This is a genomic window from Rhodococcus sp. NPDC076796 (assembly GCF_040702765.1).
Lineage (GTDB): Bacteria > Actinomycetota > Actinomycetes > Mycobacteriales > Mycobacteriaceae > Rhodococcoides.
In genome coordinates this window covers 944,458-965,386 of record NZ_JBFBMS010000001.1, presented here as the reverse complement: position 1 = coordinate 965,386, position 20,929 = coordinate 944,458, and the positions used below count along the sequence as shown (strand labels likewise).

The 20,929-nt window shown below is 63.7% G+C and carries 23 protein-coding genes; 14 read left to right on the top strand and 9 right to left on the bottom strand.

What is annotated here, in order from left to right; translation table 11 throughout:
- Nucleotides 1-24 precede the first annotated feature (24 nt).
- Nucleotides 25-1,536 (bottom strand): AAA family ATPase, encoded by a 1,512-nt coding sequence (locus tag AB0366_RS04435; protein ID WP_366242839.1) that lies wholly within the window; start codon nt 1,534-1,536, stop codon nt 25-27.
- A 207-nt stretch (nt 1,537-1,743) separates the two neighbouring features.
- Between AB0366_RS04435 and AB0366_RS04430 the strand changes: the two genes are divergently transcribed.
- The gene (locus tag AB0366_RS04430) at nt 1,744-2,112 is read left to right on the top strand and encodes a DUF5313 family protein (RefSeq protein WP_121871087.1); all 369 of its coding nucleotides are present in this window, start codon (nt 1,744-1,746) and stop codon (nt 2,110-2,112) included.
- Nucleotides 2,113-2,120: 8 nt separating this feature from the next.
- Here the strand turns inward: AB0366_RS04430 and AB0366_RS04425 are convergent, their stop codons facing one another.
- Nucleotides 2,121-2,894 carry a sulfite exporter TauE/SafE family protein gene (locus AB0366_RS04425; RefSeq protein ID WP_121871086.1) on the bottom strand — a complete coding sequence of 258 codons (774 nt, stop codon included), beginning with the start codon at nt 2,892-2,894 and terminating at the stop codon, nt 2,121-2,123.
- A gap of 131 nt (nt 2,895-3,025) precedes the next feature.
- Between AB0366_RS04425 and AB0366_RS04420 the strand changes: the two genes are divergently transcribed.
- A complete protein-coding gene (locus AB0366_RS04420; RefSeq protein WP_366242838.1) occupies nt 3,026-4,405 on the top strand; it encodes a rhodanese-like domain-containing protein in 1,380 nt (459 codons plus the stop codon).
- Between the two features lie 217 nt (nt 4,406-4,622).
- On the opposite strand, the gene AB0366_RS04415 is transcribed toward AB0366_RS04420, so the two are convergent.
- Nucleotides 4,623-5,501 carry a universal stress protein gene (locus AB0366_RS04415; protein WP_366242837.1) on the bottom strand — a complete coding sequence of 293 codons (879 nt, stop codon included), beginning with the start codon at nt 5,499-5,501 and terminating at the stop codon, nt 4,623-4,625.
- Between the two features lie 259 nt (nt 5,502-5,760).
- Between AB0366_RS04415 and AB0366_RS04410 the strand changes: the two genes are divergently transcribed.
- The 5 genes from AB0366_RS04410 to AB0366_RS04390 all read left to right on the top strand — a co-directional run bounded on the left by AB0366_RS04410 (nt 5,761) and on the right by AB0366_RS04390 (nt 9,464).
- Complete coding sequence (locus AB0366_RS04410; RefSeq protein WP_366242836.1) at nt 5,761-6,021, top strand: heavy metal-associated domain-containing protein; 261 nt, start codon at nt 5,761-5,763, stop codon at nt 6,019-6,021.
- A complete protein-coding gene (locus AB0366_RS04405) occupies nt 6,018-8,024 on the top strand; it encodes a cation-translocating P-type ATPase (protein WP_366242835.1) in 2,007 nt (668 codons plus the stop codon). The genes AB0366_RS04410 and AB0366_RS04405 overlap by 4 nt, the downstream gene beginning before the upstream one ends.
- Nucleotides 8,021-8,446 (top strand): cupin domain-containing protein, encoded by a 426-nt coding sequence (locus AB0366_RS04400; protein WP_366242834.1) that lies wholly within the window; start codon nt 8,021-8,023, stop codon nt 8,444-8,446. Before AB0366_RS04405 ends, AB0366_RS04400 begins: the two co-directional genes overlap by 4 nt.
- 68 nt (nt 8,447-8,514) lie before the next feature.
- Nucleotides 8,515-8,955: a hypothetical protein gene (locus AB0366_RS04395; RefSeq protein WP_366242832.1), complete on the top strand. Its 441-nt coding sequence runs from the start codon at nt 8,515-8,517 to the stop codon at nt 8,953-8,955.
- A 143-nt stretch (nt 8,956-9,098) separates the two neighbouring features.
- A complete protein-coding gene (locus tag AB0366_RS04390; RefSeq protein WP_366242831.1) occupies nt 9,099-9,464 on the top strand; it encodes a hypothetical protein in 366 nt (121 codons plus the stop codon).
- Here AB0366_RS04390 and AB0366_RS04385 read toward each other — a convergent pair.
- On the bottom strand, nt 9,432-10,304 hold the full coding sequence (locus tag AB0366_RS04385) for a universal stress protein (protein WP_366242830.1): 873 nt from the start codon (nt 10,302-10,304) through the stop codon (nt 9,432-9,434). The two genes, AB0366_RS04390 and AB0366_RS04385, sit on opposite strands and share 33 nt — an antisense overlap.
- Nucleotides 10,301-10,711 carry a DUF1003 domain-containing protein gene (locus AB0366_RS04380; RefSeq protein WP_366242829.1) on the bottom strand — a complete coding sequence of 137 codons (411 nt, stop codon included), beginning with the start codon at nt 10,709-10,711 and terminating at the stop codon, nt 10,301-10,303. The genes AB0366_RS04385 and AB0366_RS04380 overlap by 4 nt, the downstream gene beginning before the upstream one ends.
- 255 nt (nt 10,712-10,966) lie before the next feature.
- Between AB0366_RS04380 and adhP the strand changes: the two genes are divergently transcribed.
- The 3 genes from adhP to AB0366_RS04365 all read left to right on the top strand — a co-directional run bounded on the left by adhP (nt 10,967) and on the right by AB0366_RS04365 (nt 13,586).
- Nucleotides 10,967-11,977, top strand: a complete 1,011-nt coding sequence (gene adhP, locus AB0366_RS04375) for an alcohol dehydrogenase AdhP (RefSeq protein ID WP_121872720.1) — start codon at nt 10,967-10,969, stop codon at nt 11,975-11,977.
- Nucleotides 11,978-12,116: 139 nt separating this feature from the next.
- Entirely contained in the window at nt 12,117-12,848 is a 732-nt protein-coding gene (locus tag AB0366_RS04370) for a GAF and ANTAR domain-containing protein (RefSeq protein ID WP_366242828.1), read from the top strand.
- A gap of 138 nt (nt 12,849-12,986) precedes the next feature.
- Nucleotides 12,987-13,586, top strand: a complete 600-nt coding sequence (locus AB0366_RS04365) for a hypothetical protein (RefSeq protein ID WP_121871078.1) — start codon at nt 12,987-12,989, stop codon at nt 13,584-13,586.
- A 22-nt stretch (nt 13,587-13,608) separates the two neighbouring features.
- Here AB0366_RS04365 and AB0366_RS04360 read toward each other — a convergent pair whose 3' ends face one another.
- Genes AB0366_RS04360 through AB0366_RS04350 form a run of 3 tightly spaced genes read right to left on the bottom strand, consistent with a single transcriptional unit; the run spans nt 13,609 to nt 15,018 of the window.
- Nucleotides 13,609-14,007, bottom strand: a complete 399-nt coding sequence (locus tag AB0366_RS04360; RefSeq protein ID WP_366242826.1) for a VOC family protein — start codon at nt 14,005-14,007, stop codon at nt 13,609-13,611.
- 40 nt (nt 14,008-14,047) lie between these two features.
- On the bottom strand, nt 14,048-14,491 hold the full coding sequence (locus AB0366_RS04355; RefSeq protein WP_121871077.1) for a universal stress protein: 444 nt from the start codon (nt 14,489-14,491) through the stop codon (nt 14,048-14,050).
- Entirely contained in the window at nt 14,488-15,018 is a 531-nt protein-coding gene (locus AB0366_RS04350) for a flavodoxin domain-containing protein (RefSeq protein ID WP_121871076.1), read from the bottom strand. Before AB0366_RS04350 ends, AB0366_RS04355 begins: the two co-directional genes overlap by 4 nt.
- Nucleotides 15,019-15,525: 507 nt before the next feature.
- Between AB0366_RS04350 and AB0366_RS04345 the strand changes: the two genes are divergently transcribed.
- A complete protein-coding gene (locus AB0366_RS04345; protein ID WP_366242825.1) occupies nt 15,526-16,476 on the top strand; it encodes a carbamate kinase in 951 nt (316 codons plus the stop codon).
- Between the two features lie 16 nt (nt 16,477-16,492).
- On the top strand, nt 16,493-17,389 hold the full coding sequence (locus tag AB0366_RS04340) for an alpha/beta fold hydrolase (RefSeq protein ID WP_121872718.1): 897 nt from the start codon (nt 16,493-16,495) through the stop codon (nt 17,387-17,389).
- A gap of 45 nt (nt 17,390-17,434) precedes the next feature.
- On the opposite strand, the gene AB0366_RS04335 is transcribed toward AB0366_RS04340, so the two are convergent.
- Nucleotides 17,435-18,346 (bottom strand): universal stress protein, encoded by a 912-nt coding sequence (locus tag AB0366_RS04335; RefSeq protein WP_121871073.1) that lies wholly within the window; start codon nt 18,344-18,346, stop codon nt 17,435-17,437.
- 193 nt (nt 18,347-18,539) lie between these two features.
- Here AB0366_RS04335 and AB0366_RS04330 point away from each other — a divergent pair, with 193 nt between their 5' ends.
- The gene (locus AB0366_RS04330) at nt 18,540-19,205 is read left to right on the top strand and encodes a response regulator transcription factor (RefSeq protein WP_094613350.1); all 666 of its coding nucleotides are present in this window, start codon (nt 18,540-18,542) and stop codon (nt 19,203-19,205) included.
- Nucleotides 19,198-20,901, top strand: coding sequence for a GAF domain-containing protein (locus AB0366_RS04325; protein WP_121871072.1), 1,704 nt, complete (start codon nt 19,198-19,200; stop codon nt 20,899-20,901). Before AB0366_RS04330 ends, AB0366_RS04325 begins: the two co-directional genes overlap by 8 nt.
- Nucleotides 20,902-20,929: the final 28 nt, after the last annotated feature.

The window sequence follows — 20,929 nt, the reverse complement described above, 5'->3', positions numbered from 1 at the left end:
GATGTCTCCTGTCGGGTGGGTGAATCAGCCGATATCGGCGAGGATCCGGTGAATCGCGTTGATGCCATGATCGTTTCGGTCGATCCCGGTGTCGATCCCGGTGTCGATCACAGTGGCTTCCGGCCACGGCAGATCGTTGCGCGCCATCGCGTCGTACACGTCGGGTGAAGCGTCGGATGGACCCGGAGGGCGGGACTCGATGCGATCGAGTGCTATCCGTTCGGGCGCTCGGCACACGTACTCGCGCAGGTCGGTATGAGCTAGGGTTGCGAGTGTCCGCACACGCCTGCGTTCTTCCGGATCGGTCCACGACGCGTCGAGGATCACCGACCTGCCCATCGCGACGAATTCGCGGGCCCGACGGAGGAGTTCCGCGTACGTATGGGTGGTGACGCTGTGCGTGTATAGCCCGCTTCGGATATCGGCAGGACGGCGGTCGTGGGGGTCCAGGCCGGCGAGTTCCTTGCGAACGACGTCGCTGGAGAGCACCAGGGCACCGGTCTGCTTCGACAGCGCTGCTGCCAAGGTGCTCTTTCCGGTCCCGGGCAATCCGCCGATCAGTGTGACGGTGACCGACGAGGACTGCAGATGCGCGAGAGCGAGCCGCAGGTGGGCACGAGCGTCGTCCTTCGATGTGGTGTGGCCCTGGCCGAACCGTATGCACGCCACTTTGGCGCGAACGAGCGCTCGGTAGGCAATGTAGTGGTCGATCAGTGACCGTGGGGGACTGTCGGCAGCCGCCTCCACATACGAGTCGAGGAAGAACCGAGCGGCGTCCGGTCTACCCAGGTACTCGAGATCCATTGCCAAACAGGCAACGTCGTCGATTCCGTCGATGAAGCGCAAGTGATCGTCGAAGTCCAGACAGTCGAGAATTCGGGGTCCGTCGGGCAGGCAGAAGATGTCGTCGGCCAGGAGATCACCGTGACCGTCGACCACCCTTCCCTGAGCAATTCGGTGCTCGAACAGATGCGACCGTCCGCTGATGAAGTTCGACGCCAACCCGGCGATTTTCTCGATGAGATCCGTGTCGACGACGCCGATTGCGACCGTGCGCATTTCGTCGATATTGTCCTGCCAGCGTTGCGCAATTGCCGTTCGATGCCCCTCGTGGTCGATGCGGGCGCTCCTCGGCCCGCTTCGGTGGGCGGATGCGATGACCCTCGCGACTGCGTTCAGGTCGCTCGAGAGATTCTCGCCGGCGAGTGCGCGGGTCGACAGCCTGGTGGAATCGGGGAGTCGACGCATCTTCAGCAGTGGCTCGGCCGGACCACCTGCGAGGTCGGTGAGTTCCGCGATCCCGAGGTAGACGTCCGGTGCGAACCGGGAGTTCAAAGTGAATTCGCGATCGCATGCGACCCAACGTGAATCGACCGAGCGAAAGTCCAGGAAGTCGGTGCGGATGGGCTTCTTCATCTTGTAGGCAACATCGCCCACCATGAAGACATAAGCGCTGTGCGTCTCTCGGACCGTAGCCGGCATCGGCGGATCAGGGTCGATCGAACGAACACTGGTGGAATCGGCGACTGCGGTCATGAAGCGTCCTCGGATCGGCATTCGGTGAACGAGCCGATGTGGCCTCGAAATCACGACGCTACGGCGGCCGGCGGCGTATGGCTGGGGACCTTGTGCACCAGTGTCGATGACCAAAGGTTCGCATTCGGGCGAGAAGGGACTTTCGTCGACATGCCCGTTACCGATGGCACCTGCAGGCGTTGACCGTCACGCAATAGCGTCGTTCTCATGCTCGAGCCGACAGCACGACAATGGATTTCCTACAACCTGGGTGGAACGCTGCCCGCGGACTTGAATCCGTGGGTGCACCACGATCTCTTGGGACGGGGATCTGCTGTTCGGCACGTCCTGCGTTTCACGATCCCACTCGTTCCGCTACTGCTGCTGTTCCTTCTCTTTCCCGGACCGGTGTGGTTGCCGCTGCTGATGATGTCCCTGATTCTGCTTCCGGTGCTCTACTTCGCACTGGGTCTGATGAATGTGTACCGAGGATTTCGCCTACGGCAACACGGCATGGCGGACGACCCCGCGGAACGGAAACGCGAAGGCACCGAGGAGAAGCGCCGCGAGTACGAGGCACGCTTCGGGCGCGAATAGAGCGCCGATCAGCCGAGGAACAGCACGTCGACGACGACGTAGCCGGCGACCACGAAGACCAGGTAAGCGAAGAGTCGCTGCAGGCGGGCGGTATCGACGCGGGTGCCGAAGTGTCCGGCCAGTAGCGAACCGGCGATCGCCGTGCCCGCGAATGCGGCGGTGACGGCCCAGTCGATGCTCGTTCCGCTCAGGTGCGAGAAGAGGCCTGCAGCGGAGTTGGCGACGATGATGACCAACGAGGTACCGACCGCGACCGACATCTCGATACCCAGCATCAGCACCAGAACCGGAATGATGAGGAACCCTCCTCCCACGCCGAACAGTCCGGTCACGAAGCCTACGGCCAGTCCTGCCGGGATGGATCGCGGGGCGCATCGCCTCCAGTTGATCCCGGATCCCGATGTCCTACAGGCTGTTCCGGTGTCGCTCCGTTCGGCGAGCATGCGTGCACCAGCGGCCACCATCACCGCTGCGAACCCGAGCAACAGCGCTGTGTCCGGAAGCAGGCGACCCACGGCGCTCCCGGCGAAGGTGGCAGGAATCCCGGTCGCCGCGAACACGCCGGCCAGACGCCATTCGACCTTCCGTGCCCGCAGTTTCGGTAGCACCCCGACGGCCGAGGCAGCGCCGACGACGATCAGCGAGACGGCGACCGCCTCGGTGGGCGACATTCCCAGCGCGAACACCAACACCGGAACGGCCAGGATCGAGCCGCCGCCACCGAGAAGTCCGAGCAGGATGCCGATCACCACGCCGAATCCCAGCGCCAGTGTCAACGTCATCGTGGGTCCACCCCTATCAGCTGTTCTTCGTTGGATACCCCAGGGGGTACTTGACATACCCTAGGGGGTATTGCACACTGTGTCTACCACCCAGCGAAACTCGCCCGGAGACTTCTCAGACGGAGGAACCCATGATCCTCGAGCAGTACTACCTCGAATGTCTTTCCCACGCTTCGTACCTGATCGGAGATCAGAGCACGGGGCGCGCGATCGTCGTCGATCCGCGTCGCGACATCGCTGAGTATCTCGACGACGCCGCGAAGTACGGACTCACCATCGAAGGGGTCGTCAACACGCACTTTCACGCCGACTTCGTCTCGGGCCACCTCGAACTGGTCGACGCGACCGGTGCCTGGATCGGCTTCGGCGAGGCCGCCGAGACCGACTACCCGATCCGGCGACTGCGCGACGGGGAGCGGTTGTCCCTCGGCGACGTCGAACTCGAGATCCTCTCGACGCCAGGTCACACCTGGGAGTCGATCTCGGTGCTGGTGCGGGAGCGTCCCGGTGTCACGCCCACCGCGGTCCTGACCGGTGATTCCCTCTTCATCGGGGATGTCGGACGTCCTGACCTGGTCAATCTCGGGGACGGGTCCACCGCCGATCTCGCCCGTGCAATGTATTCGACGATCCACGAGAAGCTGCTGACGCTGCCCGACGAGGTCACCGTCATGCCCGCTCACGGTGCCGGCTCGTCCTGTGGAAAGAACCTGTCCTCCGAGCTCACCTCCACCATCGGTGAGCAGCGCGCGAGCAACCCGTCGGTGCAGCCGATGAGTGCGGACGCCTTCGTGGCACTCGTCACCGAAGGCCAGCCGGCAGCGCCGTCGTACTTCTCCGCCGATGCCGCCATGAACAAGCGTATACACCCGCTCCTTCCGCAGGGCCGGACAGTTCCTGAGCTGACACCCGAAGCGATGAGGGCCGAACTCGCCGCCGGCACAAGGGTGCTCGACGCAAGAAGTGTGGACGATTTCGCGGCCGCTCATCTACGCGGATCGGTCAACGTGGGATTCGACGGTCGCTTCGCCGAGACCGGCGGCATGGTCGCGGAGGTCGGTGGTCGCATCGTGCTCATCGCCTATCCGGGCGAAGAGCAGGAGGCAGCACTGCGGCTGGCCCGAATCGGATCCGACAACGTGACCGGTTACCTCGGAATCGGCCGTGACGGTGTGTTTCCAGCCGAGCTGGCGACCTTGGTCGAGACGGCACCGCGCACCACGGTCGAGCAGCTCGACGCGATGCTCGCCGCGGACGAGGTGACACTCATCGACATTCGCAACCCGGGTGAGCGCGACTTCGGCACGATACCGGGAGCGATCCCGATCCCGCTGGCCCAGTTGCGAACTCGACTCGATCAGGTGCCGACCGGCAAACCGATCGTGATGCACTGCGCCGGAGGATGGCGCTCGAGCGTGGCTGCGTCGCTGCTGCGTGCTCAGGGATTCGACGACGTCTCGGACCTGCTGGGCGGCTACAACGCCTGGGCCGACGCGCACGTTCCGGCCTGACTTCCGACCGACTCGTACCAGGAGGATTCTCATGTGTTACCCCGTCACCTGCAAGAAATGCCACAAGACCGGCTGGGGCGGTTGCGGCAAACATGTCGACTCCGTCATGCGGACGGTTGCGGCATCCGATCGTTGCACCTGCAGCGAGGATTCGACGCCACCCACGAAGGAGCGTCGAAGCATGCGGTCGTTGTTCGGTCGCTGAGCGTCCGGCAACTCACCGGTCGGTGGGGACGATGATCGCTGGGATGTCGACGGCGTGGAGAACGGCCATGGACGTCGATCCGAGAAGCAACGACGCCATACCGCCCCGTCCGCGGCTACCCATCACCACCAGTTGCGCACGCTCGCACTCTCGGGCGATTTCGCGAACAGGCTGATCGCGCGCCACTACACGTCGGATCGTCACATCGGGATAGTCGTCCGCGAGGCCTGCGAGGGCCTCGGCAAGCGAAACATTGGCGGCTACTTCGTCTTCCCACCAATCCACGATGAGATCGCGCGTCAGGGTGCTGCCCCGATCGGCGTCCTTCCATGCGTGAACCGCGACGAGATCGACGCCGCGCAACGATGCTTCCTCGAGCGCGAGGGCTACGGCGGGTTGGCTGTTCGGTGTGCAGTCGACACCGACCACGACCGGGCCGTCCCGGTCCGAGTCCGACTTGACCACGACCACCGGGTACCGGGAGTGCGTCACCACCGCGGTGCTGACCGATCCGAGCAGGGTGTCGGCCACCTCACTGCGGTCCCTCGCGCCGACAACGATCATCTCCGGACGCCGCGCGGTATCGGTCAGAACGGCTGCAGCCGAACCGTGTTCGCGTCGAGTATCGACGTGCGTTCGAGTCGGCCCGGCACCTTCGTGCACGACGCCCACCGCGTCGGCCAGAATTCGGTCGGCGGCTGCGTCTCGGTCGCCGAGAGCGTCGGTCAGCACATCGAGCGCCTCGAGGGGCGTGTGAGGCACGATCGAGGTTGCCGTCACCAATTCGATCGATGCCTGGCGGCGCGCTGCCTCGAACGCGGCCCATCGCACTGCGTCGAGCGATGCCTCGGATCCGTCCACGCCCACAACTATTCTGGCCGATTCGACCATGTGATTTCCTGTTCTCTGATTTCTCGACACTGCACGTTCACCTCCATGTTGGCCAGCGCCGGGTCGCGTGGACAGGGGCTGAAGTCACCGGAAACCGGGACGAAGTCACGACGAACGCTCCGAGTGGACATGGCATCGACGTACCAGGACCTTGTACCCCCGATTCGGGGCAGTCCGGCCGTGTGCCGCACCGGTCGGGAACGCGCATGCTCGGTTCGAACCCCGAGTTTCGAGGGCTCTGCAACCGAAACGAGTACTTGTGACGAACGAAAAGCAAGAAAACCCAGCATCCACTGCAACACTGACCCACACGGTCTTTCGCGCCGACGGCTTCAGCTGTCCCTCGTGCGTGGCGAAGGTCGAGAAGCAGGTCGGCCGACTCGCGGGTGTAGATAAGGTCCAGGTGCACTTCGCCTCGGCCCGCATCGAGGTCGACCACAACGCGGACATCACCACCGTCGGTGACATCGTCGCTGCTGTAGCGAAGGCCGGTTTCACCGCGCGTCCGTCGGCGTTGTGACCACGTTCAAGCGATGGGCACTGAGCCAGTGGGCAATTCCCACGGCCGCCGGTGCGCTCATCGCCCTGTCGTTGCTGCTCGATCACGTCTTCGACGCGACACTCGATCCGATTCTTCTCGACCACTGGTGGATCGATACCGGCGATGACCCGAGCGTGGATTCATCGATCACGCTGGCCAGCGTCTTCATGCTCGCCGCGGCTGTCCTCGCGGGCTACCGGATCGCGATCGCAGCCTATCGGGCTCTGATGGTCAAACATGTGGCCATCGACCTCCTGGTGTCGATCGCGGCAGTAGGCGCGATCGTCATCGGAAATTTCTGGGAGGCCGCAGCAGTCACCTTTCTGTTCGCCATCGGTCATGCTCTCGAAGCCGCCACGCTCGACAAGACGCGTTCTGCGCTGAGCGAATTGGTTGCCGTCGCACCGGACTTCGCCATCGTCGTTCGTGACGGTGAGCAGCAGCAGATTTCGGCATCCGAGGTTCGGATGGGCGAGCGGGTTCTGGTGAAGAACGGCTCCAAAGTTCCGGTGGACGGACTCGTCGTCGCCGGTACGGGAGTGATCGACGAGGCGTCGATCACCGGTGAGTCCATCCCGGTCGAGAAGACCGAATCGGACCGAGTGTTCGCCGGCACGGTGTCCCGTGGCGGCTTCCTGCAGGTCGAGGCCACCGGTGTCGGTACCGACACGACACTGGCGCGCATCGTCCATCGCGTCGAAGAAGCACAGGATGCGAAGGCCAAGACACAAGCGTTCATCGACCGGTTCTCCACCTGGTACACCCCGGCCGTCATGGTTCTGGCAATCACGGCTGGAATCGTCTCCGGCGACATAGTGCTGGGATTGACTCTGCTGGTCATCGGTTGCCCTGGTGCGCTGGTCATTTCGATTCCGGTCGCAATCGTGTCCGGCATCGGAAGGGCCGCTCGCAACGGCATCCTCATCAAGGGCGGCGAGTTCCTCGAAACGTCGGCCAAGATCTCGGCCGTCGCGGTGGACAAGACCGGAACGCTGACCGAAGGCCATCCACAGCTGACCGATATCGCCGTCCTGGCGGACGGCCTCGGGCGTGGCGATGTACTCCGGTGGGCAGCGTCCGCGGAGCTGGGCTCCGAACATCCTCTGGCGCAGACAATTCTCGATGCCGCTCGACACGAGGGGGTGTCGCCTGTCGGTACCCCTGGCGAAGTGACCCCGGTGCCGGGCAAGGGAATCGCGACCCGATTCGACGGCACGCGCATCCTGGTCGGAAACGACGCGCTGTTGGCGCAGTACCGCATTGCCGACGATCGCGGCGCTGCAGCAGCGGCAGCCGAGTTCGCCGGTCAGGGCAAGACGCCCATGATCGTGGTGGTGGACGGGTCCGTCGTCGGTGTTGTCGCAGTGGCAGATCGAATCCGACCCAAGGCTGCCGAGATGGTTCGGCAACTGCACTCTGCCGGCGTCGAGAAGGTCGTCATGCTGACCGGCGACACCCGTCTGGTTGCCGCGGCAGTGGGCTCGGCGACGGGCATCGACGAGATCCACGCGGGACTTCTCCCGGAAGACAAGCTCAACGCGGTGTCGGAGCTGCAACGCAGGGGTCACACGGTTGCGATGGTGGGCGACGGCGTCAACGACGCTCCAGCTCTCGCAACAGCCGATATCGGAGTGGCCATGGGTGCCGCCGGTTCGGCGGTGGCAGTCGAAACAGCGGACATAGCCCTCATGGGCGACGATCTGCTCAAGCTGCCGGAATCCATCCTGCTGGCCAAACGAACCGTTGCCGTCATGCGCCAGAACATCGCAATTGCACTGTTCACAGTCGCAGTGCTGCTGGCAGGCGTCTTCTTCGGCGGCGTGACGATGTCGATCGGCATGCTGGTCCACGAGGGTTCGGTTCTGGTCGTGATCGCCAACGCCATGCGGTTGCTACAGAGGTCGCCGACATCACCCACGGCCGTAGAAGACGACCTGACCACCACATCAACGGAAACACAAGAGAACAGGATTTTTCAATGAGCACAGATCAATTCACCATCGAAGGCAATGTGGCCCACTACACGATCGAGGACATCGCCCGGGCCAACCCGGACTTCCGCAAGGTGTTGTGGACCGGCAAGTACGCGCAGATCGTGTTGATGACGATTCCGGTCGGCGGCGAAATCGGGGACGAGGTACACGAAACCACCGACCAGATACTGAATTTCGTTGCCGGTACCGGAGAAGCAGTGCTGAACGGCCAGTCGCATCGCGTCGAAGCCGGCGATCTGTGTGCCGTCGCTGCGGGTGCCCAACACAACTTCAGGAACACCGGTGACGAGCCGCTCGTCCTCTACACCGTGTACGGCCCGCCGGAACATGCAGCAGGCGCGTCCTATGCAACCAAGGTCGATGCCGATGCGGCCGAGTCGGCCGGCCACGACGAGCCCCCGCGCGTCTGATCCGCCCGCATTCGATCAAGGGCTTTGTGCCCTAGAGATATTGGACGATCATCGGTCAAGCTGGAACGATGATATCGACAACGCGGATGGCCACCGAACGCAACCGACGATGGCCGTGGCTCGGTGCAGTCTGCGGAGGAGTGTCGATCAACGCCTTCGGCGGAGCGATCGGATTGGCCTCGGGTGCAATCGATCTGAGCCCCGATGTACAGGCCAGTCTGCCCATGTCCAGCACCGCGCTCGCTGCACTCGTGCTGGTGCTCGTCGTCGGTATTCCGATGGGGCTCGCTGCGGTGTCTGCCTTCGCCGGCGGCGGAAGGTCGGGTCCGATGGCTCACATCGCCGGTGTGCTGTTGGTTGCCTGGATCGTCGTGCAACCGGCGGTGACCGGTGAGACGAGTTGGTTGCAAGGATCGTTCGGGGTACTGGGATTCGTCATTGCGATCCGCGGATGGCGGATGACGGTGGCTGCGGGTAAGTCCGCATACCTCATTTCGGAGGAGACATGAGAATACTTGTCTCCACCGCCGGTCGCCACGGCGCGACTGCGACACTCGGACAAGAAATGGCGTTGGTGTTCGCGCATGGCTGTGCGCACGTCGATGTGCGCACACCGGATTCCGTACTCGAAGTGGATGACTAAGACGCTCTGGTGATCGGCAGTGCCGTCTACGGCAATCGATGGATTCCGATGGTCAACGACCTGGTCGCACGGTTGTCCGACAAGCCGCATCCGCCCGTATGGCTGTTCTCGTGCGGACCGTTGCATTCGTTGGACAGGCCCGTCAACGACACGTCCGATGCGGCGCGAGCAACTGCGGCCTTGAATGCATTCTCGCACTGCACATTTCCTGGCAAGCTCGATGTGGCGGAGCTGTCGCACGGTGAGCAGTTGGTGTTCGCCTCGTCCGGTGCCGCCGAAGGGGACTTCCGCGACTGGATTCGAGTATGCAACTGGGCACGAGACATACTGGCTTGCCTCGCCTCAGTGGACCACGAGAACAGGGCAGTGCGATGAGTGCACGAGCGACTGCCCGATCGATCCGAGGAGCGGCCCGGTAATCGGTCCCAAGCCGCGGCTTCCGACGACAACCAGCTGCGCCGACGCCGAGGCGCGAACGAGCGCGTGCTCCGCAGAGGACTCGATGCAGTGCAGGTGCACTGTGACATCGGTGAACCTGGAAGCGGCGGGCGCGATCCTCTTCGCGAGCCGGTCGAGCGGTGGCCGGTCATGGCCGGCATTCGGGCCACGGTGGTGCGAATCGAGATGGATTGCTGTCAGTGGAAGTCCGAGCGTGTGGGCGAACCAGAACGCTCCGTCGATCGCCCTGGTGCAGGACTCCGAATCGTCGACGCCCACCACCACGGCAGGCCTCCTGCTCGCGGCAGCGGAGTGAGGTCGCCAGACGACAACCGGGCAGTCCGACTCCGCAACGATACGGGTTGACTTGTAACCGAACAGGACATCGCTGAGTGGGCCTGATCGATGCCCGCCGATGACCGCCAGATCGGCGGTCATCGAGACCGAGCCGAGGAACCTGGCGATGGGCGAGCCGGACAGAATCGAGTCGACCACGACATCGGGATCGACGCCGTGAATTTCGGCGCGGGCCGAGCGCAGGAGTCGACGGCCCGCTACGCGATTCTCCGAATCGTACTTCTCGCGATCGGTATCGGCATGCGAGAGGTGTTGCTGCAGAGCATGAACAAGCCGAATTCGGGCGTTCGTGACATGGGCAAGATCGGCCGCCCACCTGCTCGCACCTCGGGATGCGTCGGATCCGTCGATGCCGACGGCAATGTCACCCAAGCCGGTCCGTGACCAGAATCGGCGCTGTGTGTGTTCGGCCTCGGTCATCGTGACCGCATCGCGGACGGGCAGACATGCTCGTGGATCTCCGATGCCAACTGCGCCACGGATTCGGTGAGGACGGTGTTCGCCTCGATCATCTCCTGCAGCAGTGCCGTATTCGAGAGAGTGTGCACTGCAACCTCGCTGCTCACCGAGTCGGCACGCTTCGCCGAGATCAGCAGAATCGCGCCCTGGAGTCCTGCGATCATGGAGAGGAAGAGGTTGAGCAGAATGAAGGGGTACGGATCGAAGCCGTCGCTCTTGTTGTATACGGCCCAGAGCGCCATCAGTCCCAGGAAGAAGAAGACGAACGGCCATGAGCCCATTCCGTTTCTGACGTAGTCCGCAGCTCGTTCACCGGTGGTCAGTGCGTCGCCGGTACGGACGCCCGGGTGTTTGCGCCACAGACTCATGGGCCGCAGGTGTTCGGTTCGTGATGGGTAGCAGCGGTCATGAGCATCAGTGTGTCCCGCGCGGACGGTGCGCACCAGGGACGAAAGACCACGATGGGCGGGAACTTCGCCCGCCAACCGACAAACCGGGATCTGTCCTCGCTCCTCGGTGACTTCCGGCCCTACATCCGAGTATGCAGTAGTCGCCATGATCGACATCAGTGCATCGCTCGAGCGTCGAGAACGGCACGGTTTGCACAGTTGGAGGAACTCACCATGAAAGCTGCAGTCGTCACCGAGTTCGGCGGGCCTCTGGTCGTCAAGGACATCCCGATCCCGACACCCGCACCCGAGCAGGTGCTCGTGAAGATGGAGACATGCGGGGTGTGCCACACCGATATCCATGCGGCGCAGGGTGATTGGCCTGCGAAGCCGACTCTTCCGTTCGTTCCGGGACACGAGGGCATCGGCGTGATCGAGGCAGTGGGATCGCAGGTCGATGCGAGTCGAATCGGCGAACGCGTTGCGATCGCGTGGCTCGGGTCTGCATGCGGGGAATGCGATCACTGCGTGTCCGGATGGGAGACGCTGTGCGAGAAGCAGCAGAACAGCGGCTACTCCATCGACGGCGCGTACGCCGAATACGCAGTGGCACATGCGCGATACGTCGTTCGCGTTCCCGACAGCATCTCCTCGTTCGATGCAGCCCCGTTGACGTGTGCCGGCGTCACCACCTACAAGGCCGTGAAGGTCGGCGGGGTAGCACCGGCTCAACGCGTTGCGATATTCGGTGTCGGTGGATTGGGACACATGGCCGTGCAGTACGCCAAGATCGCCGGCGGATTCGTCACTGCAGTGGACATCGAGGACGACAAGCTCGAACTTGCTCGTGAACTCGGTGCCGATCACACCGTCAACTCGTCGAAGGTCGATCCCGTCGAGGAGATCAAGGCACTCGGCGGAGCCGATGTGGCCATCGTGTTGGCCGTCATCCCGAGCGTGTTCGATCAGGCCTTCCGTTCGCTTCGCCGCGGCGGCCGACTGGTGTGCGTCTCGATGCCCGCTCACGGTGTGTTCCCGGTCCCGATCTTCGAGACGGTCGTCGGCGGAATCTCCGTCCTCGGTTCGATCGTCGGTACCCGAAAGGACCTTCGTGAAGTGTTCGCACTGCACGAGGCCGGGCGGACCACGGTATCTGCGGTCTCGCGCAAGTTGGACGAAGTGAACGAGTGCTTCGACGACCTCATGGGTGGCCGCGTCACCGCTCGCCAGGTCTTCGAGTTCTGAACTCGACATCGTCGGTCACTGCGGGGCTGACCGCGGTGTTCCCTTCGGCCGAACGATTCGCCGTTCGGTGAGGCCGTAAGGTCGGGGTGGGCAGGCGCATACCCGAAAGGTATGTGTGCCCACAACGGAGTGAGCAGTGATGAACACCGACGAACACGAAGACGATCTCAGGTCGAGCCTGGCCGACCTGAGTAAACTGTCCATGACCAATCTGTCTCTGTCCGACACCCTCTCTCACGTAGCGGAATTCGCTGTTCGGGCCATTCCCGGTGCGGACGGTGCCGGATTGACGCTGCTGCATCCTGGCCGCCCCGACACGATTGTCGCGAGTGCAGATTTCGTCCGCGTCGTCGACGACATCCAGTATGGACTCGGCCAGGGCCCCTGCATCACGGCAGCTGCCGAGGGCATCACCGTTCGATCGGGTTCACTCGAAACCGATCCGCAGTGGCCGGAGTTCGGTCCGAAGGTCGGTCGGTTGGGAGTGCACAGCGTGTTGTCTCTGCCGCTGATCACCGCAGGCGGTGTGCTCGGCGCGATGAATGTCTACGCGCACCGGCCCGACGCGTTCGATGCCCGCGCTGCCGAGTTGGGCGAACTGTTCGCGGTACCGGCTGCGATCTCGGTGCAGAACGCGCGCGCACTGGCCAGTGCTGCCCGGCTCACCGAGCAACTGGAGAGGGCACTGAACAGTCGGGCGGTGATAGACCAGGCGATCGGGGTGCTGATCAGCCGAAGTGGATGCACCGGCACCGAAGGGTACGACAAACTCCGATCACTGAGCCAGAGCGAACACAAGAAGGTCGCAGTGGTCGCTGAGTCCATCGTGGGCGAGGCGATGAAGGCAGCCCGCTCCCGTTCGCGCAGATAAGGGCGTAGCGTTCAGGTCGCACGCGCATTCCGAGGAATCGAGTCCGACTTTTCCTCGCGCTGGCATATCCACCCGGGCACGACGTTGCGGGTGAATCGGAAGAATCGAACAGGCGATCGGGCCGCACCTGGATTCTCGATGGAACTTCAGCCTCGATTACTGGACGATCTTGCGACGCTGACCGAATCACTGGACAACTCGACCGTCGATCTCGCGCGCTTGGCGAGGCAGTTGGCAGCCGACATCGATGTGGCCGTCTCGGCTGTCGTCTCGATCACCCTGACCCTGATCGTCGACGGTGAACGGTTCGACGTTTCGATAGCGACGAGCCGCCCGCATCAGGGGGTCGTTGCATCGTCGCTCGAATTCACCCTCGCGGGTCTTCCGGATTCGCCTTCGGCCAGACAACTGCTGATCCTGTCCGGTACAGCCGGAGCACTTGTCGACTTCGCAGCGGATGTGGGCTTCGCGCTCGGGCTATCGGAGGGTTCGGCTGTGCTGGACCGACATCTGGTCCGCAGCGGCGGAACCGACTTCGTACCCGCCGACCCGCGCCTTCTTGCCGATGTGAGCGAGGTGAATCAGGCAATCGGTGTTCTCGTTGCAAGCGGCCGCACGGTTGCCGAAGCGCGTACCGAATTGGGCAGACTCGCCGAGCGATCGAATCGGTCTACTGTCGCCGAGGCCGGCCGCACCCTGCGCGATGCCCGCGGCTGGTTTCCGCCTCGGCTACCGTGAATTTCCGCGGCCGATCGACTGCTCAGCGAAAGCGATGGGCAATGACGCTGCGCGGCAACCCCAATGGGCTGGGATACGCGACCAGTACTCGGTTTCCATCCGGGTCACAGCCGTCGACGTAGCTGACGCCGCCCTCACTGTGCGCGAACGTCGACGGATACCACTCCCGGAGCCGAGCACCCATTTCGTTGAGCGACTCCATGCGCTGGGCAGACCACATGATCTCGTTGACGCCGAGAGCTCCTATCGGTCGCTGCACGGACATCGGATCCGCGTGCAGGTAGATCTCAAAACCGTTTCGGGCCAATAGAAGAGCTGCGTCCTCCTCCTTGATCGAGACGGTGAACTCGAACACCGAACAGTAGAAGTCGATCGATCGCGACAGTTCTCGTACTCGAATCAAAGCGGATGCGACTGCCACCGTGGCGATATGCGATGGGATCGCCCCGGTGGTGCCCGGACTAGAGATGATCCCTCGAATGAACCACAAGCACTGGGCAGTGGGCATGTTCGGCACATTGCGAGCTGACAGAACCGAGAAGCAGTCCGACGAAGCCGCCGTGACCGCGGCTTCCGACAACGAGAATCTCGGCGTCATGGCTGGCTTCGAGTAGAACCTTCGCCGCAGAACCCTGCCTCGCCAGCTGTTTCAGACCTGCGGGGAGATCGGGGCCGAATGCAGCAGCCGTAGCCTCGGCGAGAATCGTCTCGGCGTTCTTCGCGGGCTCGACCTCGATCACATAGCCGGTGTCCATGTACGGCTGGTACTGCCAGACATGGATTGCTTCCAGCGTGGTCGACAAGGCAGCGGCCAAATGCTGCGCACGTTGCAGGGCAAGGATCGAGGAAGGTGATCCATCGACCCCCACCACAATCGGGCGGCCGGTCGGCTCGGTAGCGGTCATGAAGATCGGCCTTTCTCGGGTGAGGGCACCAGTCGTTCGGTGAGGATTCCGCTGATGTCTTCGGCCCATCGGGCAACATCTGCGGGTGATCTGCTGTCGCCGTCCGCAGCCTTGATCAGCCGAACGACCGCACGCTCGAAGCGTGACAACTTCGAGTGGTCCAGTTTGCCTCCGAACACACGATGCTCGATCGCCCAGGCGGCTTTCGTCTCCTTCGGCTGAGTTTCGGCCGGGGTACTGCCGTCCACCGGGCCGCTCGAGAACAGCCACACCGGCATGGTCTCCAGTTCGGCCTGTTCCCTGGCGATCAGTGAGCGTGCGTCTCGGAGCCATCGGCCCATGTAGACGCCGCTGCCGATGATCGCGGCGTCGTACTCGACAATGCTGTCGACGTCGGAGGCATCACGAACATCGATCGTCGTCGCGCCGTCGACGCTGGACAGTTCGTGCGAGAGGTTCGAGCCCAGCCACCGCCCGATCTCTCGGGTGGCACCGTGGCGGCTCGCTGTTGCTATCAGGATTCGCATGTGGACGTCCTGTCAGTGTTGGTTCGGGTTCGGTTGAATCGCAATGCAAGGCCATCCATCTGTGTCAGGTACTGCACTCGATCCAAGTCGCCGCGCGCATATCGCGCGGCGAACAGTTCTTCCAACGTGTTGGGTCCGGCACTGTCGAGTGAAGGAACGAGAATCATGCCGGGTGGTCCTTGTCGTGGAGGGAGACTGCTCGATGATCACTCTGCGCTGCGGGTCCGCCGCCGAGTAGGGACTTACGACCCACAGGGACGGCCGAAGGTGATCGACATATCGGGTCCGCGGCATGGACTCCGAACGCGCTCCACTCGAGTTCGTAGAAAAGGACCTTCGGCAGCGGTGCGGGGGCATCCGACCGTGGCCCGGAGGCAGTCACAACACGCACGCTGGTGGCGTGCGCAGATCCGACGGTCTGCCGCACCCGGCTACGAGGAGACCTGTTGACCATGGACCTGAAGCACATCACTCGCGTAGTTCTCTTCACGGCAGTGAGTAGCTGACATGCGCATCGTCATTGCTGTCGGCGGAAACGCGTTGCTTCGTTGCGACGAGCGCTCCGATACCGCCGAACAACTCGCGCATGTTCGTTCCGCGGCAATCGCTCTCGCGCCCATCGTTCGCGAACACGAGGTCGTCATCTGTCTCGGCAACGGACCTCACGTGGATCCACGTGCACCGGAAAGCAGCTTGCACGCGGCATTGGTGCACCCTTACCCGCTGGATGCAGTCGGAGCTCAGAGCCAAGGCATGATCGGTTACTGGCTGTCGCAGGCATTGCGCAACGCGGGCATCGTGAAACCGATCGTCAACCTGACCACGCAGGTACTCGTCGACTCGGACGATGTGGCGTTTTCCGATCCGACCACGTTCGTCGGGGCCGTCTACACCGAGTCCGAGGCCCGCGCCGCAGTGGACGAGCACGGTTGGTCCATCGCTCCCGACGGCACAGGGTGGCGTCGAACAGTACCGTCGCCCAGTCCGATTCGCGTGATCGAGCAGGAATCGATCACGCGCTTGGTCCAGGCCGGCTCCGTCGTACTCTGTGGCGGCGGCGGCGGCGGCGGTGCCCCTGTCGTCGAGGCAGCGACTGGACAGCTGCGCGGAGTGGATGCGGTCATCGACAAGGACCTGACCGCGACGCTGATCGCCCTCGATTGCGACGCCGATCGTCTGCTGATTCTCACCGATGTGCCCGCTGTCGTCGATCACTTCGGAACCGCGCAGGCGGAGCCGCTGGGCAACGTCTACGTCGACGAACTCGACCCCACCGCCTTCGCGGCGGAGTCGATGGGCCCGAAAGTGCAGGCCTGCAGCACCTTCGCCTGGGCGACCGGGCACTTCGCATCCATCGGCGCCCTCGACGATGCACAGAACGTGCTCGACGGGATATCGGGCACAACGGTTCTCGACCGTCGAACCGAGGACATCGCGGCCGGACGGCGTGCAGTATGAGCCAGGCGGAACGCCGATGACCGTCCTCGTTCGGACAACAGACGGCCGCAACCTCGAAGTACTCGACACCGGCCCCGCGGACGCCTTTCCGCTCGTCTACCACCATGGCACACCGCAGGGCGCGGTGCCTTTCCCGACCCTCGAACGTGCTGCTGCAGCTCAAGGATTGCGGGTCGTCTCCTACTCGCGGCCAGGGTACGGAGCGTCGTCTCCGCGCCCGAACGGTGCCACCACTGCCCAGGTCGCCGACGACGCCGTCGACACCGCGGCGGTGCTCGACTACCTCGGGATCGATGAGTTCCTAACGATCGGCTGGTCCGGCGGGGGACCGCGCGCACTGGCGTGTGCTGCGATGCTGCCAGGACGCTGCCTGGCCGCTGCCTGCTGTGTCGGGATCGCGCCGGCCGCTGAGTACGACGGTGACATTCGCGATGGGATGGCCGAAGAGAACATCGACGAGTACACGGCCGTCTTCGCCGGTGTCGAGGCACTGGAAACGTTCCTCGATGTCAGAAAGGGTTTCTTCGGTGTCACGCCGGACCAGGTGGCGGCAGGATTGGGAGCATTGGCTCCGCCGGTCGACCGTGCTGCACTGACCGACGAATTGACGAATTATCTCGCCGCGTCGGTCAACGCCGCCGGCCGTCAAGGCATCGTCGGGTGGCGTGACGACGACCTGACCCACACGCGCCCATGGGGTTTCGATACGAGCCGCATCACGACTCCGGTGTCGATCTGGCAGGGCAGCCTCGACACGATGGTGCCGTTCGCGCACGCTCGATGGCTGGCGGCGAATGTTGCCGGCGCGCAGGCGCATCTGATCGAGGGAGAGGGACATATATCTCTCATGAGTCAGCTCCCGGCCATCCTGAAGGACCTTCGGGGGTTGGGCGGGTCGGTTCGACCGCGGTGACGGCTGGCTCGACTCACGTGTAGATGGCTCCCATCCATATCGTCGTCACAGGTATTCCTTTGTCGCAGTCGTTCTGTTGCGGGCTGCGCTGGGCACGACGGTGACAGGACACGACGCGCGTGCCATCACCGAGCGGCTGGTGGAGCCGAGCATCATTCCGGCGAATCCTCCGCGACCGTGACTGCCCAGCACCAGTAACTGGGCGCTCTGCGCGTGGTCCAACAGTGCGTGGACCGGACGGTCTCTGACCGCCACATGGCGCAGCGCCACCGTCGGATGACGGCGGGCGCAATCGTCGACGGCCCTTGCCAATACGTCGTCTGCTTCGGGGCGGTGGACTGCCCATTCGAGGCCGGGAACCGACATCCCTATCGACAGATCGGAATCGGCCCATGCGTGCACTGCGGTGACCGGAGCGCTTCGCACTTCGGCCTCCTCGAACGCCCACTCAACCGCGGCCATGGCGGCCGAGGTTCCATCGACTCCGACCACGACCGGTTCGGACTGTGTGTAGCCACCCGTCGGCCACGCATGTACGACCGTGACCGGGCAGTGCGAATGTGTGCTCAGGGCAACGCTGACCGAACCCAACGACATGCGTTGTGCCGCACCGAGTCCGCGCGTCCCGATCACGACCATCCGCGACGTCTCGGACATCTCGAGCAGGGTGGCGGCGGCGGGCCGGTCCGACAGAACTACGTCGACGGCGATGGTCGACACGACCGACCCCCTCGGCTGAGCCATCGACATCGCCTCGTCCAGAATGCGATTCGTCTCGAACCTCAGATGCGCGGATGTCCGTTCGGGCAGGGCATCGAGACCCGTGAGAACCGTCGGGACGGCCGAGACGATCGTCAGGTCGGAGCCGTGCAGTTCGGCATCGAGCACGGCCCACCGGACAGCGTCCAGAGACGCGGCTGAGCCGTCGACTCCGACGACGGTGTGGGAAATGCCCATCTGTTGTGTCCCTTCATGGCGGTGTCAGAGCTCCATCAGACGCTTCGGACCGGCATCCGCGCACCAGGACAACTACACCGACGGCAGGGACTTTCGACTCCACTTTCGATGACCAAAGGTGAAGCTCCCTCGCCCGTGGGTCCGTAGTGTTGGGGGAGATGCGCCCATCGAGGACGCGGGTGAGGGGTTGGACGTGGTCACAGTGTTTCTGGTCGACGATCACGAGATCGTGCGTCGAGGTCTGATCGATCTCATCGACTCCGACCCCGATCTCTCCGTGATCGGTGAAGCCGGAAGTTGCGCACAGGCACTCGCTCGTATTCCCGCTTTGCGGCCGGACGTCGCCGTTCTCGATGTTCGACTGCCCGACGGCAACGGCATCGAGCTGTGCCGCGAATTGCTCGACCGACTCCCCGATCTCAAATGCATGATGCTGACCTCGTTCACCGAGGATCAAGCCATGCTCGACGCGATCCTGGCCGGCGCGAGCGGATACGTCGTCAAGGACATCACCGGTATGGAGTTGACCCGCGCGATCAAGGACGTCGGCTCTGGTCGGTCGCTGTTGGACAATCGCGCGGCGGCAGCGCTGATGGACAAGCTGCGGGCGGGCACGGCCGCTCCCGGACCGATCGACCACCTCACCGGGCAGGAACGGACACTGCTCGACCTTCTGGGGGAGGGACTGACGAATCGGCAGATCGCCGCTCGAATGTTCTTGGCGGAGAAGACAGTGAAGAACTACGTCTCCCGGTTGCTCGCCAAGCTCGGGATGGAGCGCCGCACCCAGGCAGCGGTGTACGCGTCGAGGCTGGCCGAAACGCATCCGCGAACGCAATCCGGGCCGTCGGATGGATGATCACCGCGCATCGGGTCTCCCGCAGCTCCGACTCGGTGAACTGCTGGCCGAGGTACAGGACCGAATCGGGCGCATCGCGGATGCGCGCGTGCAGGCGGACGGCCTGCTCGACGCGATGTTCGTCATCACCTCCGGCCTCGACCTGGAGGTGACGTTGCGGTCGATCGTGGAGTCGGCAGTCAACCTCGTCGGTGCCCGGTACGGGGCCCTCGGTGTCCGAGGCGACGGTCACGGTCTGAAAGCGTTCATCCATCACGGTATGGACGAGGAGGTACGCGAAGCCATCGGCCACCTGCCCACCGGCCGAGGTGTGCTGGGTCTGCTGATCGATCAACCCCATGTCCTGAGACTCGACGACCTCTCGGCACATCCGGAGGCGGTGGGCTTTCCGCCGAACCATCCGCCGATGAAATCTTTCCTCGGCGTACCCATTCGAGTGCGCGACGAGGTGTTCGGAAACCTGTACCTCACCGAGAAGAAGGACGGAGGCCAGTTCACCGAGGACGACGAGGTGGTGACGCGCGCTCTCGCCTCGGCAGCCGGAATCGCGATCGAGAACGCACACCTGTACGAGGAGTCGCGGATCCGTCAATCGTGGATGGAAGCGATGCGGGACATCGGGACCGAACTGCTGGCCGGGAGCGATATCGACGAAGTCCTGCACATGGTGTCGAGACGAGCATTGCATCTGACCGGGGCCGACAGTGCGTTCATCGCTGTTCCCGCCGACGCGGCTCCGAACTCGGAGACGGTCTCTCGGTTGGTCATCTCGGTCGCCGAGGGGCACGACGCAGACGCTCTGGTGGGTTCACTCATCCCGATCGAAGGGTCGAGTTCCGGTGCGGCATATCGTCTTCGGACCGCTACCCGCAAGGAGGAGCTGGATTACCGGCCCAACGAGCACGTGGCGAACACCTTCGGCCCGGCGCTGATCTCGCCGCTACGGGTCGCCGACGGCGTGCGAGGCGTCCTGGTGACGCTGCGCCGAAAGGGCGCACCGGTCTTCAACGACTCCCAACTCGATCTCATTTCCAGCTTCGCCGACCAGGCCGCGCTCGTCATGCAGATGGCCGACACCACACGGCGAATGCACGAGCTGGACGTCCTCGCGGACCGTGATCGGATCGCCCGGGACCTCCACGATCACGTCATCCAACGGATCTTCGCGGCCGGATTGTCGCTGCAGAGCACGTTGCAGAAGACCGAGCTCGACGATATTCGTCAGCGTCTGGCTCGCACCATCGACGATCTGCAGGACACCGTCCAGGACATCCGTACGACGATCTTCGACCTGCAGAGCGCGACGCACTCGACCACTCGTCTACGGCAGCGCGTCAACGGAGCCGTCCTCGAACTCACCGAAAGCGTTCCCATTCGCGCCGTGGTTCGCATGTTCGGGCCCCTGTCGGTCATCGACAGTTCCCTCGCCGACCACGCCGTCGCCGTCATTCGTGAAGCAGTGAGCAACGTCGTCCATCACGCTCGGGCCGAGACCGTCAATGTCACCCTGGCGGTCGGAGACGATCTCCGCATCGAGGTCTCCGACGACGGAATCGGATTGGACGAGAACATCACTCGTAGTGGACTGGCGAACCTCGAGGCGCGGGCAGTCGATTGCGGTGGCACGATGACTCTCAGGCCGTCCGCAGCCGAAGCAGGTGGCACCGAGCTGATCTGGTCGGCACCGCTGCCCTGACGGCGGACGACCTTGGTCACTCGTTCCG

What these genes read in the sequence shown, in the direction of transcription:
- AB0366_RS04350 (WP_121871076.1), bottom strand. Translation starts at nt 15,018, where the DNA reads ATGCGAATCCTGATAGCAACAGCGAGCCGCCACGGTGCCACCCGAGAG.
- adhP (WP_121872720.1), top strand. Translation starts at nt 10,967, where the DNA reads ATGAAAGCTGCAGTCGTCACCGAGTTCGGCGGGCCTCTGGTCGTCAAG.
- AB0366_RS04400 (WP_366242834.1), top strand. Translation starts at nt 8,021, where the DNA reads ATGAGCACAGATCAATTCACCATCGAAGGCAATGTGGCCCACTACACG.
- AB0366_RS04345 (WP_366242825.1), top strand. Translation starts at nt 15,526, where the DNA reads ATGCGCATCGTCATTGCTGTCGGCGGAAACGCGTTGCTTCGTTGCGAC.
- AB0366_RS04370 (WP_366242828.1), top strand. Translation starts at nt 12,117, where the DNA reads ATGAACACCGACGAACACGAAGACGATCTCAGGTCGAGCCTGGCCGAC.
- AB0366_RS04325 (WP_121871072.1), top strand. Translation starts at nt 19,198, where the DNA reads ATGGATGATCACCGCGCATCGGGTCTCCCGCAGCTCCGACTCGGTGAA.
- AB0366_RS04335 (WP_121871073.1), bottom strand. Translation starts at nt 18,346, where the DNA reads ATGGGCATTTCCCACACCGTCGTCGGAGTCGACGGCTCAGCCGCGTCT.
- AB0366_RS04355 (WP_121871077.1), bottom strand. Translation starts at nt 14,491, where the DNA reads ATGACCGCTACCGAGCCGACCGGCCGCCCGATTGTGGTGGGGGTCGAT.
- AB0366_RS04340 (WP_121872718.1), top strand. Translation starts at nt 16,493, where the DNA reads ATGACCGTCCTCGTTCGGACAACAGACGGCCGCAACCTCGAAGTACTC.
- AB0366_RS04425 (WP_121871086.1), bottom strand. Translation starts at nt 2,894, where the DNA reads ATGACGTTGACACTGGCGCTGGGATTCGGCGTGGTGATCGGCATCCTG.
- AB0366_RS04430 (WP_121871087.1), top strand. Translation starts at nt 1,744, where the DNA reads ATGCTCGAGCCGACAGCACGACAATGGATTTCCTACAACCTGGGTGGA.
- AB0366_RS04420 (WP_366242838.1), top strand. Translation starts at nt 3,026, where the DNA reads ATGATCCTCGAGCAGTACTACCTCGAATGTCTTTCCCACGCTTCGTAC.
- AB0366_RS04365 (WP_121871078.1), top strand. Translation starts at nt 12,987, where the DNA reads ATGGAACTTCAGCCTCGATTACTGGACGATCTTGCGACGCTGACCGAA.
- AB0366_RS04385 (WP_366242830.1), bottom strand. Translation starts at nt 10,304, where the DNA reads ATGACCGAGGCCGAACACACACAGCGCCGATTCTGGTCACGGACCGGC.
- AB0366_RS04415 (WP_366242837.1), bottom strand. Translation starts at nt 5,501, where the DNA reads ATGGTCGAATCGGCCAGAATAGTTGTGGGCGTGGACGGATCCGAGGCA.
- AB0366_RS04435 (WP_366242839.1), bottom strand. Translation starts at nt 1,536, where the DNA reads ATGACCGCAGTCGCCGATTCCACCAGTGTTCGTTCGATCGACCCTGAT.
- AB0366_RS04395 (WP_366242832.1), top strand. Translation starts at nt 8,515, where the DNA reads ATGATATCGACAACGCGGATGGCCACCGAACGCAACCGACGATGGCCG.
- AB0366_RS04380 (WP_366242829.1), bottom strand. Translation starts at nt 10,711, where the DNA reads ATGAGTCTGTGGCGCAAACACCCGGGCGTCCGTACCGGCGACGCACTG.